Source organism: Paenibacillus sp. JT22N7, from assembly GCF_059383875.1.
Map to the genome: position 1 here is coordinate 213,102 of NZ_JBXENY010000007.1, position 13,640 is coordinate 226,741.

Annotated in this window: 12 protein-coding genes; 5 read left to right on the plus strand and 7 right to left on the minus strand. The window is 53.9% G+C overall.

Annotated elements, in window-relative coordinates; translation table 11 throughout:
* The first annotated feature begins 45 nt into the window (after positions 1 to 45).
* The 5 genes from AC50Y5_RS19855 to AC50Y5_RS19875 all read left to right on the plus strand — a co-directional run bounded on the left by AC50Y5_RS19855 (position 46) and on the right by AC50Y5_RS19875 (position 5,735).
* Positions 46 to 936 carry a pectinesterase family protein gene (locus tag AC50Y5_RS19855; protein ID WP_056041247.1) on the plus strand — a complete coding sequence of 297 codons (891 nt, stop codon included), beginning with the start codon at positions 46 to 48 and terminating at the stop codon, positions 934 to 936.
* 33 nt (positions 937 to 969) lie between these two features.
* Entirely contained in the window at positions 970 to 2,076 is a 1,107-nt protein-coding gene (locus AC50Y5_RS19860; protein ID WP_494863175.1) for a dienelactone hydrolase family protein, read from the plus strand.
* Positions 2,033 to 3,157 (plus strand): glycoside hydrolase family 88/105 protein, encoded by a 1,125-nt coding sequence (locus AC50Y5_RS19865; protein WP_494863177.1) that lies wholly within the window; start codon positions 2,033 to 2,035, stop codon positions 3,155 to 3,157. Before AC50Y5_RS19860 ends, AC50Y5_RS19865 begins: the two co-directional genes overlap by 44 nt.
* 476 nt (positions 3,158 to 3,633) lie before the next feature.
* Positions 3,634 to 4,830, plus strand: a complete 1,197-nt coding sequence (ylbJ, locus tag AC50Y5_RS19870; protein WP_494863179.1) for a sporulation integral membrane protein YlbJ — start codon at positions 3,634 to 3,636, stop codon at positions 4,828 to 4,830.
* Positions 4,831 to 4,937: 107 nt separating this feature from the next.
* Positions 4,938 to 5,735, plus strand: coding sequence for an NAD kinase (locus AC50Y5_RS19875; protein ID WP_056041239.1), 798 nt, complete (start codon positions 4,938 to 4,940; stop codon positions 5,733 to 5,735).
* A gap of 67 nt (positions 5,736 to 5,802) precedes the next feature.
* On the opposite strand, the gene AC50Y5_RS19880 is transcribed toward AC50Y5_RS19875, so the two are convergent.
* From AC50Y5_RS19880 to AC50Y5_RS19910, 7 genes are all read right to left on the minus strand, one after another.
* Positions 5,803 to 6,192, minus strand: coding sequence for a helix-turn-helix domain-containing protein (locus AC50Y5_RS19880; RefSeq protein ID WP_056041237.1), 390 nt, complete (start codon positions 6,190 to 6,192; stop codon positions 5,803 to 5,805).
* Positions 6,193 to 6,219: 27 nt separating this feature from the next.
* Positions 6,220 to 7,506, minus strand: a complete 1,287-nt coding sequence (locus tag AC50Y5_RS19885) for an LLM class flavin-dependent oxidoreductase (RefSeq protein WP_494863524.1) — start codon at positions 7,504 to 7,506, stop codon at positions 6,220 to 6,222.
* Positions 7,507 to 7,521: 15 nt separating this feature from the next.
* Positions 7,522 to 8,691 carry an LLM class flavin-dependent oxidoreductase gene (locus tag AC50Y5_RS19890; RefSeq protein WP_056041235.1) on the minus strand — a complete coding sequence of 390 codons (1,170 nt, stop codon included), beginning with the start codon at positions 8,689 to 8,691 and terminating at the stop codon, positions 7,522 to 7,524.
* Positions 8,688 to 10,031, minus strand: a complete 1,344-nt coding sequence (locus AC50Y5_RS19895) for an LLM class flavin-dependent oxidoreductase (RefSeq protein WP_081419066.1) — start codon at positions 10,029 to 10,031, stop codon at positions 8,688 to 8,690. The genes AC50Y5_RS19890 and AC50Y5_RS19895 overlap by 4 nt, the downstream gene beginning before the upstream one ends.
* 43 nt (positions 10,032 to 10,074) lie before the next feature.
* Positions 10,075 to 11,430 carry an LLM class flavin-dependent oxidoreductase gene (locus tag AC50Y5_RS19900; RefSeq protein WP_056041233.1) on the minus strand — a complete coding sequence of 452 codons (1,356 nt, stop codon included), beginning with the start codon at positions 11,428 to 11,430 and terminating at the stop codon, positions 10,075 to 10,077.
* 26 nt (positions 11,431 to 11,456) lie between these two features.
* A complete protein-coding gene (locus AC50Y5_RS19905; RefSeq protein ID WP_056041232.1) occupies positions 11,457 to 12,809 on the minus strand; it encodes an LLM class flavin-dependent oxidoreductase in 1,353 nt (450 codons plus the stop codon).
* Positions 12,810 to 13,037: 228 nt separating this feature from the next.
* A complete protein-coding gene (locus tag AC50Y5_RS19910) occupies positions 13,038 to 13,619 on the minus strand; it encodes a nitroreductase family protein (protein WP_056041230.1) in 582 nt (193 codons plus the stop codon).
* Between the last annotated feature and the right edge of the window lie 21 nt (positions 13,620 to 13,640).

Genomic DNA, 13,640 nt, shown 5'->3' on the forward strand with positions numbered 1-13,640 from the left:
TCCCATTATAGATAAAACTTCGCTTATTTGAAAGGAGCGCTCGCTATGCTGATTACCGTATCCAAAGAAGACCATGCTGATTACAGCCGCTTGCAGGCGGCCATTGACTCTATTCCGGCGGAATGTGCCGAAGCGGTCACGATTCGCATCAGGCCGGGAATTTATGAGGAAAAGATCACGATTCCAGCCTCTGCCCCGCCTATACTGCTGCTCGGGGAAGACAGCGAGAAAACGATTATTACTTGGTCAGACAATGCCCATACGCTGGGACCGGACGGGGAGCCGCTCGGAACGTTTCGTTCAGGCACTTTAAATGTATGGGCAGAAGCATTCACAGCGGAAAATGTGACGATTCGCAACGCCTCGGGGCCCGGCACAGGCCAGGCTGTAGCCGCGTTCGTCGATGCCGATCAAGCTGTATTCCGCCGCGTCAGGCTGCTGGGCGATCAGGATACGCTCTATACGGGCAAAGGCAAGCAATATTATAGCGAGTGTTACATTGAGGGCGATGTCGATTATATTTTCGGGGCAGCGACGGCTGTATTTGAAAGCTGCCACTTGCATAACAAACGCTCCCGAGGCTATATTACGGCCGCCTCGACACCCGAGGATGCCGCGTTCGGCTATGTATTCCTCGATTGCAAAATTACCGGAGCCGAAGGAGTTGTGGATGTTTATTTAGGCAGGCCATGGCGGCCCTATGCCCATGTTGCATTCATCCGCACATCGATAGACGGCTCGATCACACCTGAAGGCTGGCATAACTGGGGGCAGCCGGATCGTGAAGCTACAAGCCGCTATGAAGAGTTTGGCAGCTTTGGAGAAGGAGCAGCTGCGGGAGCGCGCGTTTCTTGGTCCAGGCAGCTTGAAGCAGACGAAGCGGCCAACTATCGCATCATTGCCATCCTTGATGGCTGGCATCCCGAAGGCTACTGATCAATAGGACGATTAAAGAGGGAGGGCAACAGCATGTCCTTAAAGCTTGAGCAATATTTGCAATCGCTTGTCCAGCAGGCAGCTGCTAATAGACAGTCCGCCCGTGCTGCTGCGAATCCCGAGCAGCGCCGGGAAACGGTTAGGGCTTCGTTTGGACAACTGCTTGGCCATTATGCTCTGAACGAGCATCAGCCTCTGGAGCCGCGCTTGTTGGAACGAACGCAATGCGAAGGCTATATACGGGAGCGTGTGGAAATCGCCACGACGGACGGGCTGCGGATGGCCATGTATGTGCTGCTGCCGGATAATCCCGCGGCGCAGCCCGCTCCGGCTGTCATTGCCTGCCACGGCCACGGATACGGCAGCCGGGAAATCGTCGGGCTTGATCCAGATGGCTCGGAACGCTCCGGCGCTTCGGGCTTGCATAAAGATTTTGCCATAGCGCTTGTAAAAGAAGGGTATGTGGTCGCAGCTCCTGAGCTGCTCGGCTTCGGCGACCGCAGGCTGGATGAGGATAAGGCCGCAGACTCGCCTGCAAAAAACTCCTGCTTCATGCTAGCTGTGCATTTGCTGCTTACGGGGCGCACACTTGCAGGCTTGCGCGTCTATGAGACTTCGAGAGTCATTGATTATTTGCAGGAACGCAGCGATGTGGAATCCAATAACATCGCAATCATGGGCATTTCCGGCGGCGGTCTTGTTGCGGGCTTTACGGCCGCTTTGGACGACAGAATCCGCTGCGCCGTAGTCAGCGGTTATGCAAGCTTGTTTGAAGGCAGCATTTTGGCACGCAATCACTGCCTGGACAATTATATTCCGGGCGTGCTGCTGGAAGCGGAAATGCCTGAGCTGCTCGGACTCATTGCGCCGCGAGGCCTTTTTCTGGAAGCAGGGGCTGTTGACCACTTATTCCCGCAGCAGTCTGCACGGCAGGCATACGCCGAGCTGGGCAGCATATATAGCGCCGCCGGGGCGCCAGATGCTGTGCAAGCTGTCTTTTTTGATGGAGGACATGAAATTCACGGAGAAGCTGCTTACGCCTGGCTTCGAACTCAGCTGCTGGAGCAAACGACAATTGCAGGAGGGGATCGTTACGATGACGGAGCAACAACAGGTTCATTTGACAGGATGGGCGGGTAAAATAGCTGATACCATCATGAGCCAATGCGGCTCGGACGGCTTGCACCATTATCCAATGGAGCGTTGGGCCTATGTTCCCGGCATGCTGCTGATGGCGATGGCCCGTGCGGGCATTCAACTGAACGATAAACGATATTATCATTTCATGCAGCTCCATATGGATCACTATATTGCAGAAGACGGAACGATACGCTCCTATACGCTGGAGGAATACAACCTGGATCAGATCAATCAGGGCAAAAATTTATTTTTTCAATATGAGAACACGGGTGAAAAACGCTATTCGAAAGCCGCCGATACACTGGCTGCTCAATTGATTAGTCAGCCCCGCACCTCCGAGGGCGGCTTCTGGCATAAAAAAGTGTACCCATTCCAAATGTGGCTTGATGGGCTGTATATGGCTTCCCCTTTTCTGGCGGAATATGCGAAAGTGTTTGAACGTCCGGAGCTGCTCGATGAGGTCGCGCATCAACTGCTGCTTGTCGAGCGTAAAACCCGCGACAAGCGCACGGGGCTGCTGTATCATGGCTGGGATGAATCCGGGGAGCAGGAATGGGCAGACTCGCATACCGGCCTGTCTTCGCATTTTTGGAGCCGGGCGATGGGCTGGTATGCGATGGCTTTGGTCGATTGTCTGGAGCATTTCCCGATTGATCACCCGAAACGCGGTACGCTTATCGGCATTTTTCAGCGGATGTGCCTTGCGCTTGTTGACGTGCAGGATAAAGACAGCGGCTTATGGTATCAGGTGCTTGATCAAGGAAAGCGGAAAGGCAATTATTTGGAGGCGACAGGTTCGATCATGTTCGTCTACGCGATGGCTAAAGGCTTGCGTCTACGTTATTTGGAGTCCGGCTTACGCGGTGCCATGCTGAAAGGGTACGAAGGGATTATCCGCCATTTGGTCACGGAGGATAGCCAAGGCGTCCACCTACATCAAATTTGCCATGGCGCGGGGCTCAGCAAAGATCGCAATGGCTCCTTCGAGTATTACATTTCTGAAGCGGTCGTATCTGACCATTATATGGGTATAGGCCCCTTGCTGCTTGCGTCGCTTGAAGTTGAACGTTATTTGGAATAAGCCTGCTTGGATCGGCACCCACACAGCCTTCATAGTTTGGCTCCAGCACATAGATGTACAATCCTTTATATGAAAAAAGGCCCGCATATACCTATGCGGGCTTTGTAAAAGGATTAGGTTTAATTTAGTGGTAGCCTTCGTAGTCCTCTTCTCCTGGTGCTGTAAGCGATTCCCTAATTACATAGACGAAAGCGCAGACGAGGATGCCAGCGATTATACTCATTCTCATCACTCCAAGCATTCAAAGGTAATTCCATTGTACCATAAAATAATCCCGCGTCTACCCTTTTTGCAAGCGTTTTCTTTCCGGGACCAAAAATATTTTTATAGGCTTTTCCTCCTTTGCAAGTGATGGATGTCCTAGTTTCTGCATAAAGATGATAAAAGGACTTCTGCCAGATCTACGGGCTGCTTGCCTATTTTCCGGGACAAGTCCCTTTGACTGTGAAGCGTCATTTTGAGGGGAGGTCTTGACCATGCTGCGCACGCTCTCGCATCCCGCTGCCTTAACAGGATTAGCTGCTGTGTTCCTCACCCTGCTAATGGCCGTATTTCCGAATGAAGCGCTGGAATCTGCCCTGCGAGGCTTATCGATATGGTGGCAGGTGCTGTTTCCTGCCCTTTTCCCCTTCTTCGTCATTTCCGAGCTGCTGCTTGGCTTTGGCATCGTCCATTTTTTCGGCAAGCTGCTGGACCCGCTCATGCGCCCGCTGTTCAAGCTTCCCGGTATTGGCAGCTTCGTTGTGGCGATGGGCTATATATCCGGCTATCCGGTTGGGGCTAGGCTGACAGCCAAGCTCTATGAGCAGCAGCTCATCAACCGCACAGAGGGAGAACGGCTTGTCGCTTTTACGACGACTTCCGACCCCATCTTCCTGATCGGCGCCGTATCGGTCGGCTTCTTCCACAATGTCGCTCTGGCGCCCGTGCTTGCGGCCGCCCATTATGGCGGTGCGCTCATCATCGGCCTGCTCATGCGCTTCCACGATCTGCATGCCCCGATTACCGAAGCACGGCGCAGCAGCAGCCTGACTGAGCTCGACACAAGGCCCGGCCCGGTACAGCATCCGCTGCATACGACAGCGTTTGCGCAGCATTCGCAGCACTCGCAGCACTCACAACACTCGCAGCACTCACAGCACTCACAACACTCGCAGCATTCACGCTCGCTGCGCCGTTCGCGCCTTGCGGACGCTCTGAAGGCGATGCACGAGGCTCGGCTGCTCGATGGACGGGGCCTCGGCCAGCTGCTGCAAGAGGCAATTCAGTCTGCGCTGCGGCTAATGATCGTCGTCGGCGGCCTCGTTGTTTTTTTCTCCGTCATTATGGAAATGCTGACGTCAGCGGGCCTGATCACCATGCTTGCTGCCATGCTGCGGCAGCTGTTTGAGCTGTTCGGGCTTCCGGCAGCACTCGCCGATGCCGCCATTTTCGGCCTGTTCGAAGTAACCCTTGGCGCCCGCGCCGCTGGTGAAGCCGGCACAGGTCTGCTCCATCAAACGGCAATCGCAGCATGGGTGCTGTCATGGGGAGGTTTGTCCGTCCACGCCCAGGTGGCCAGCCTCGTCAGCAAAACCGATATGCGCTACAAGCCGCTTATGCTCGCAAGGCTGCTGCACGGTTTTATCGCATTTGGGCTCGTTTATGCGTTATGGGGCTGGCTCGGGCCCTAATACCCAGATTTATCGGATGAAATGTGCTTCTCGCATTGAATTTACGGCTGTATTCCGATATCATTTAAGGGAACGTAACCAGAAGATTTGAAAAGGGGCTGCATTCCTTGAAATATGCCGTTATCGACAGAGGCGATTCCATATCCCAGTCACTGGCGGAACAGTTCCATACACTGGCGGCGGAGCGCGGCTTCACTCGAAATGACGACGCACCTGAAATTGTCGTATCCATCGGTGGAGACGGTACGCTGCTGCAAGCTTTTCACAAATATGTTGATCGCATTATGGATGTTGCCTTTGTAGGGGTGCATACCGGACATTTGGGCTTTTATGCCGACTGGCAAAAAAATGAGCTGCCTGAGCTCGTCGCTCTAATGGCCGAGAAGGAGCTCAGCATCGTCCGCTATCCGCTCGCGGAAATCGAGGTCGAGACGGCCGAGGGAAAATTTCATTATATGGCGCTGAACGAGTTCACGCTTAAAGGGGTAGACGGCACGCTCGTCGCCCAAATCAATGTCAATGATGAGCCTTTCGAAATGTTCCGTGGCGATGGTATCGTCATTTCGACGCCTTCCGGCAGTACCGCCTATAATAAAAGCGTCGGGGGCGCAATCGTCCATCCGTCCATTGCATCGATACAAATTGCCGAAATTGCTTCCATTAACAATCGCGTTTTCCGGACGCTGGGCTCTTCGCTGCTGCTGCCGCAGCATCACCACTGCGACATCATCTCGAAGAAAAACCAGCGGATGCTGCTGACCATCGACCAGCTCAGCATTTTGCGCAGCGACATTTTATCGATACGCTGTAATGTGTCGAGCCGCAAGGTCAGCTTTGCGCGCTATCGCCCATTCCCGTTCTGGAACCGGGTCCGCGACGCTTTCGTGGATATGCACGAAGTGTAAATCAGAGCAAGTGCCGAGCAAAGAAGCTGCCCCTCAGGCGATTAGCCTGCGGGGCAGCTTCTTGCTTTTATTTAAACAGCTCGTCGTTTATCACGCCGCCTTCTTCCTTGCCCATATCCTTCTGCTTGCCATAACGGGAAGGCGGTATGCCCACCATACGGTGGAAGATGCGGCTAAAATAAAATTCATCGCCATAGCCAACTGCGGCAGATACTTCCTTAACCGGACCTGCATTATGGTAAAGCAGGCGCTTGGCCCGCTCGATGCGCAATCTCGTTAAATATTTAATTGGCGGCTCCTTCATCGTTTGTTTAAACAGCCGGGAGTATGAGCTTGTTGTCAGTCCCGCCATTGAGGATAACGTAACCATATCGATTTTGTCATGAAAATGAGTTTGCATGTAGTGTATCGTCTTCTCAATCAGTCTCTTCGATCCATTCAACGATGTTTCTCCCATAGCGCTCACTCCTCTGGCTAATTAACCTTAGACCTTGCAGTGCTGAGCTGGCGCCTTAAGCCCCAAACGCTCACGCAATGATGCTCCTTCATAGGCTGTTCGAAACAGCCCTCTATTTTGCAGCTCAGGAATGACTTTTCCCACAAAAGCTTCCAGCCCGCTCGGAAAAATTTGCGGCATCACATTAAAGCCATCCGCCGCTCCGCCGTGAAACCATTTTTCCATTTCATCGGCAAGCTGTACCGCCGTTCCCGTAAAAGCATAGTGGCCGCGCCCATTCGCAAAGCGGTGAACAAACTGGCGAATCGTCATCCGCTCCTCTTCGATAAGCTCAAGCAGCAGCGATTGACGGCTTTTCAGCGAATTAATTTCGCCAAGCGATTTTGCCAAATGCAGCGGTACCGGGCCATCGAGCGGATACGAGGACAAATCTGCGGCAAAGCGCCGCGATAATCGCCTCAGCGCATCCTCCATATGAACGAGCTGATTCAGCTCTTCTTCGAGCTCCCGGGCTTCCCCAACCGTATCCGCTACGATCGGACATAGCCCAGGCATGATCAACAGCTCGCCAGCCTTTCTTCCGTAAGCCGGAAGACGGCCTTTGACGTCTGTATAAAAAATACGAGCTGCTTCAAAGGTTTGCTGGGCTGTAAAAATAACGTCGGCTATTTCCGCGCCCATCGCTTTGCCGCTTTCCGAGGAGCCCGCTTGGACGAGCACCGGATAGCCCTGCGGCAGACGAGGAGCATGGAGCGGCCCTTTCACCGCATAATGTCGAGCAGCCCCAACACCGTTAGTGCTGCCAGCAGCATGAACAGCGGCTCCTTCCTCCTCCATGCTATCCCACAGCTGCTTTGCAACCTCAACAAATTCCTTCGCTAATTGGTAGCGCTGTGCATGCTCGGGATGGGCTGCTCGGCCAAAATTAAAGGCCGTCTCATCGGCGCTTCCCGTCACAATATTCCAGCCTGCTCTGCCGCCGCTAATATGATCAAGCGTTGCCGCTTGCCGGGAAAGATGATATGGCTCATAGTAGGTCGTCCCAACGGTAGCAATGAGGCCGATATGTCTTGTAGCAGCAGCTAGCGCTCCTAGCAGTGTAGTCGCTTCCAGCTTATTGATCTTTCCGAAATAGGCATCGCTGACAAAAATAGAATCCATCAGCCCGCGCTCGGCCACCTCTGCCAAATGGCGGTAATAGCCGATATCCAGCGTCTGGCGGGGCTGCATCCCAGGATGCCGCCAAGCTGCTTCATGATGACCCGTTCCATGTATAAATACATTTAAGCGTATTTTGCGATTGTCCTCATTCAGTTGCAACTTCCCCCTTTACCGCACGGCGTGAAATGAATTGATCGGCCTTGGAAGCGCCAGTTGGTCCCGCAGCGTCCCGCCATCAATCGCTGCCTGGCGAAATACCCCTCTTCTCTGCAGCTCTGGAATGATCCGCTCTTCAACATACCTGAAGCTGTCAAGCGCAGCATGCGGCGGCAGCTCCATATGAAAACCGTCAACTGCGCCTGAAAGCTGCCACTTCCGCATCCAATCTGCTAATTGCTGTGCGTTTCCCTCACGGGAAAACTCATCTTCTGTTGCCCGGCCTTCGCAGCCGCCGCCCATTTGCAGCGAACATTCCGCACGGTTGGCGCTGCTATGTACAACCGGCATTACACTGGCCAAAATCCGGCATTGCTCCGGCTGCCTTCCCTGCTGACGCATCAGCTCTCGCAGCTCGCATGCCAGCTTGGCCGCCTCCTCCAGCGACTGCGGCTCAATAATGATGACGTCTGCCCCACTGGCTGCTGCCAGCATATCTGGCTGCTTGTCTGCCTGCTCCCTGATCCGAGCTACTAGCGGCGGATAGCCTTGCGGGGGACGAGCAATATTCAGCGGGCCACGCGTACTGTAATAGCGTCCTGTATAATGAACCTCGCGCACCTTCGCTTCATCAAATTGCAGCCCTGCCTGCTTATCATACATAAGCGCGTCATCATCCCAGCTGTCCCACAATTGTCGCAAAGCTTCACCAAACTCCGCAGCGGCGGCAGCCTCGTAGCAGGGCAGCCGCATTTGCTGCTTATCGGTTCGAGCGAAATTTGCAGCCGCATTTTCCTGCCCCGGCAGCACAAGACAGCCTGCTCTGCCGCTGCTCATATAATCCAGGGCAGCCAGCTTGCGCGCCGCGTGAAAGGGCTCATGGAAGGCGGTATGAATTTCCGCAATGAGGCCAATTGTACTCGTGGAAGCCGACAAGGCGGCCAGCAAAGTAAACGGCTCCAGCACGGCAGAAGACGCGGCATACCCATTAGCCGAGGCCCGTTGACCGACAAGCCCAGTTGCTTCCTGAGGCGTCGGGCTCATGCTGCTGTCAGGCACAAGGATTGCGTGCAGACAAGCACGCTCTGCCGCCTCCGCCAGTTGTACGCAATCCAAGTAATCCAGGCCATCTATTGCAACGGTCATGTACAGCTGTCTCTTCTCGCTCCCGCCGCCCATCATATGTGAGCCTCCACCTTATGCCGGCCAGCTGGACGGCTGAACCCGTAATGCTCTCTTAACGTATTTCCCGTATATTCGGTACGGAACAAGCCTCTATTTTGCAGCTCGGGTATAACCTTGTCGACGAAATCGCTCAGCCCATCCGGCATATGCGAAGGCATCAAATTAAATCCGTCCGCCGCCCTGCCGACAAACCAACGCTCAAGCTCATCTGCGATTTGCAGCGGCGTACCCGTAAGCGATGCATGTCCACGCGATCCTGCTGTGCGCATAATCAACTGCCTGAGCGTCAGCTTTTCCTTGCGGGCCATGCCTTCAACAAGCTCAAAGCGCCCTCGGTTGCCGTTGATTTCCTCATGACGCGGCAGCAGATGGAGCGGTACTGGCTCATCGAGCGGACAATCTGTCAAATCGATCTTGAACAGTGTCGACAATCTTTTCAACCCGTACGCAACAATCGTCAATTCATCCAGCTCACGCTGCTTGTCCTGCGCCTCAGCTAGCGTATCTCCGATAACCGGGAAGAAACCCGGTAAAATGCACAGCTCGTCCGGGCTCCGCCCAAACGGCTGCATACGCGATTTGATGTCTGCGTAGAAAGCCTGTCCGCTCTCGAAGGTAGGCTGCGCAGTGAATACCGCTTCCGCCACCCTCGCAGCGAACGATTTGCCATCCTCGGATGACCCCGCCTGTACGAGCAGCGGATGCCCTTGAGGGGAGCGCGGCATGTTAAGCGGGCCGCGCACCGCGAAATGTTCGCCTTTATGATTAAGCGGATGGATTTTCGCCATATTGGCGTATAAGCCGCTTGCCTTATCGGCAACGAGCGCATCATCCTCCCAGCTGTCCCAAAGCGCCTTCACCACCTCAACGAACTCGCTTGCCTTGCGGTAGCGCTCGTCATGTGGCGGCAAAGCCTCATCCGTAAAGTTATAAGCTGCGCTTTCGCTTGCCGTCGTCACAATGTTCCAGCCAGCGCGTCCAGCGCTTAACCAGTCCAGCGAGGCGAATTTGCGCGCAATATGAAAGGGCTCGTTAAAGGTGGTTGAGGCTGTGCCAATCAGCCCAATCTTATCGGTAACGGCGGCGATGGCTGACAGCAGAGTGAACGGCTCCAGTCCATGCAGCACTTTATGCTCAACAGTCGGAGGCAGCACTAACGTGTCCGCGAGAAACAGCGAATCCAGCTTGCCGCGTTCTGCAATTCGTCCAAGCTCGCGATAATAATTCAAATCGGTAATGCGGTGCGGATCCGTTGCTGGATGGCGCCAAGATGCCTCGTGATGTCCCGTGTTCATCAGAAATAAATTGATATGCATGCTCCGCTTAGCTGAAATCATTACTTCATTCCTTTCGACATAGCATGATAAGGCATCATTGCCGTTATTTCTTGGCTGCCAATGGCCTCGTCTGCCCATAGATGCTGGCAGGGCGCTGCAGGCCATAATGCTCCCTTAAAGTGGTTCCTGTATATTCACTGCGAAAAATACCGCGGTTTTGCAGCTCCGGCACCACCTTGTCCACGAACAGCTCAAGGCCCTCCGGCAAATACGGAGGCATGACATTAAAGCCATCTGCCGCGCCGCCGCGCCACCATTTTTCCATTTCGTCGGCAATTTGCACCGGCGTGCCCACCATCGAATAATGCCCCCGCGAGGCGGCTGTTTTAACAATCAACTGGCGCATCGTCAGCTTTTCCCGGCGGGCAAGCTCCACATAAAGCTGGTAGCGCCCGCGGTGGCCATTCACTTCGCTTTGCTGCGCCAGAAAATCGACGGGTACCGGTTCATCCAGCTCGAACCCGGTCATATCGGTGCTGAACAAATTGGACAGGCGCAGCAGGCCATAATCAAATTGAATGTGGTCATGGAGCGCTGCCTCCCGGTCTCTAGCCTCAGCTTCCGTATCGCCGATAATTGGGCAAAAGCCCGGCAATATTTTCAGCTCATCTTGCTGCCTTCCATATTTCTTCATCCGCGATTTCAGATCCGAATAAAAGAGGCAGCCGTCCGCAAAGCTGTTTTGCGCCGTAAACACAACTTCCGCAGCATGCGCGGCAAATTCCTTGCCCGTCTCCGAAGCGCCGGCCTGTACCCGCACGGGCTGCCCTTGGGGGGGCCTCGGCAAATTCAGTGCGCCCCGCACCGAAAAATAGCTGCCTTCATGGCGTATCTCATGTATGCTTCCGGGATCGGCATAAATGCCGCTCGCCTTATCCTGCACAAGCGCATCATCCTCCCAGCTGTCCCACAGCCGCTGCACTACTTCCAAAAACTCGGCAGCGCGCTTATAGCGCTCCCCATGCTCCGGAAGCTTCTCATCAGCAAAGTTGTGGGCAGTTGCATCATTGGTTGACGTCACAATGTTCCAAGCGGCACGGCCACCGCTAATAAAATCAAGCGAAGCAAACTGCCGCGCTACATGATATGGATGGCTATAAGTCGTAGAGGCCGTACCGATTAATCCAATCCGACTAGTCAGCATAGCAAGCGCAGAAAGCAGCGTAAACGGCTCCAAGCTTTGCAGTACCTTGTAGCGAATAGTCGGGGGCAGCGCATACGAATCAGCCAAAAATAAGGAATCCAGCTTGCCGCGCTCCGCCGTTTGCAGCAGCTTGACGTAATAGCTTGCATTCGTTACATCCTGCGGGCGGCTGCCCGGCAGCCGCCAAGCGGCCTCATGATGGCCGTTGCCCATAAGAAACACATTCAGGTGAAGCTGCCTGTCGGTCGCCTTCATTCTTTCCTCCCCTTCCACTTGCCCATCTATTGGGCGGAAATGACCGACTGCCTGGACGAGGAACGCTCTGGCCGCTCCAGCCCGTAATGCTCCCTCAGCGTCGTGCCTTCATAATCGGTACGGAACAAGCCGCGATTTTGCAGCTCGGGAATTACCTTCAAGGCAAATTCCTCAAGCCCGCTTGGGAAATAGGGAGGCATCAAATTAAAGCCATCGGCTGCCCCCTGCTCAATCCAGCGCTCCATCTCGTCGGCAATTTCAATCGGCGTGCCAGACATTGAATAATGCCCGCGCGACGTTGCTGTCCGCAAAATAAGCTGACGGATCGTCAGGTTTTCCCGCTGCGCCAGCTCCAGATACAGCTGATGCCGCGCTTTTTGCGAATTGATTTCATGATTTTTCGCCAGCTCTGCGAATGGCAGCGGACCATCCAGCGGATAACCCCGCAAATCCATCTTGAGCAAATTAGATAAACGGTACACCCCGTATTCCGGCTGGGTCAGCTCGTTCAGCTCGCGCTCCTTCTCCTTCGCCTCCGCCGATGTATCGCCAATGACAGGACAAAAGCCTGGCAAAATTTTAATCTGCTCTGGCGAGCGGCCATATTTCGCCATCCGCCCTTTCACATCCGCATAGAAGCTCCGTCCATCCTCAAGCGTATTTTGTGCGGTAAAAACAGCCTCCGCCATACGAGAGGCAAACTCTCTGCCGGTATCCGATGCTCCCGCTTGCACCAGCACGGGATGTCCTTGAGGCGACCTTGGCAAATTCAGCGGGCCCTTCACATGGAAATAGCGGCCGACATGGTTGATTTCATGCAGCTTGTCTGGGTCCACATAAAGTCCCTGCTCCTTATCGGCAACGACCGCGTCCTCCTCCCAGCTGTCCCACAGCCCTTTCGCCACCTCCATAAACTCGCCAGCCCGCTCATAACGGTCGGTATGCTCCGGCAGCGGAGCAGCGCCAAAGTTGAAGGCCGTCGCATTGCCCGTCGAGGTGACAATGTTAAAGCCCGCCCGCCCCCGGCTAATATGATCCAGCGAATTAAATTTGCGGGCTACATGAAAGGGCTCGTTATAAGTTGTAGAAGCCGTTCCGATCAACCCGATGCGGCTTGTCGCGATCGCCAGCGCCGACAGCAGCGTGAACGGCTCCAGCGCCTGCTGCACCAAAAACTGCATCGTCGGCGGCAGACCGTAGGAATCGGCGAGAAATAACGAATCCAGCTTGCCGTCTTCGGCAATTTTCGCCAATTTTATATAATAGTCGATATCCGTCACCCCATTCGGGTCGCTGCCCGGATGGCGCCATGACGCTTCGTGATGACCTGTATTGCGCAGAAACAAGTTCAAATGCATTTTCTTTTTGCCATAACTCATCTTCTACCACTCCTCAAAAGGATATAGGGTCACCCTGGAACAGGATGGCGACTCTGCGTTCTGAAATTGATAACGATTTTCATTTACGATTTTATCGAAATACTTAAAGTTAATCCATGTATATTTTTGCCCTATTTTTCTAAATTAAAATTATTAAAAAACTCTTAGAATCATTAGATTCCAAGAGTCATTGAATTTAATACAAATTTAAACAACAATTAGCATTAATTATTTGTTAACAATTGTAAGAAGCTCTCGTGCTGATGTGCGTGGAGCGGCATTGGGAATAACCCGCGGATAGCCAATGTGGAGCACGGCGACAATTTTCTCACCCGGCCGCACGCCCACCCCAGACTCATCGCGAAATTTAGGATTATACATATAAGGATTCGACTTCCACACCATGCCAATTCCCTGCTCCCATGCAGCAAGCTGAAGATTTTGAATGAGACAGCATACGGCCGAAAAATCCTCATCCCACTGCTTTTGACGGGGATCCTCCTTCAGCACGACCATTAAATGCAGCGGGGTATGCATGTATTCCTTCATCCGGTGCTCGCCATATTTCGCCAGCTCCTCCGGCGAGAAGGTAGAAAGCACCGCATCGGCGAAAATTTTGCGCCCCTCCCCTTCATATACGATAAAACGCCAAGGCTCGCGCAAATTGTGATTAGGGGCCCAGACGGCGACATCGAGCAGCTCCGTCAGCGTCTCCACGGATACAGCATCATCCTTGAAAACCCTCACCGTACGCCTTTCCTTTATGATTTGCGATACCGTATTCGGCAAAGCGGACCTGTCCGTATGCATCGTTATCTCCTCCTTTATGTC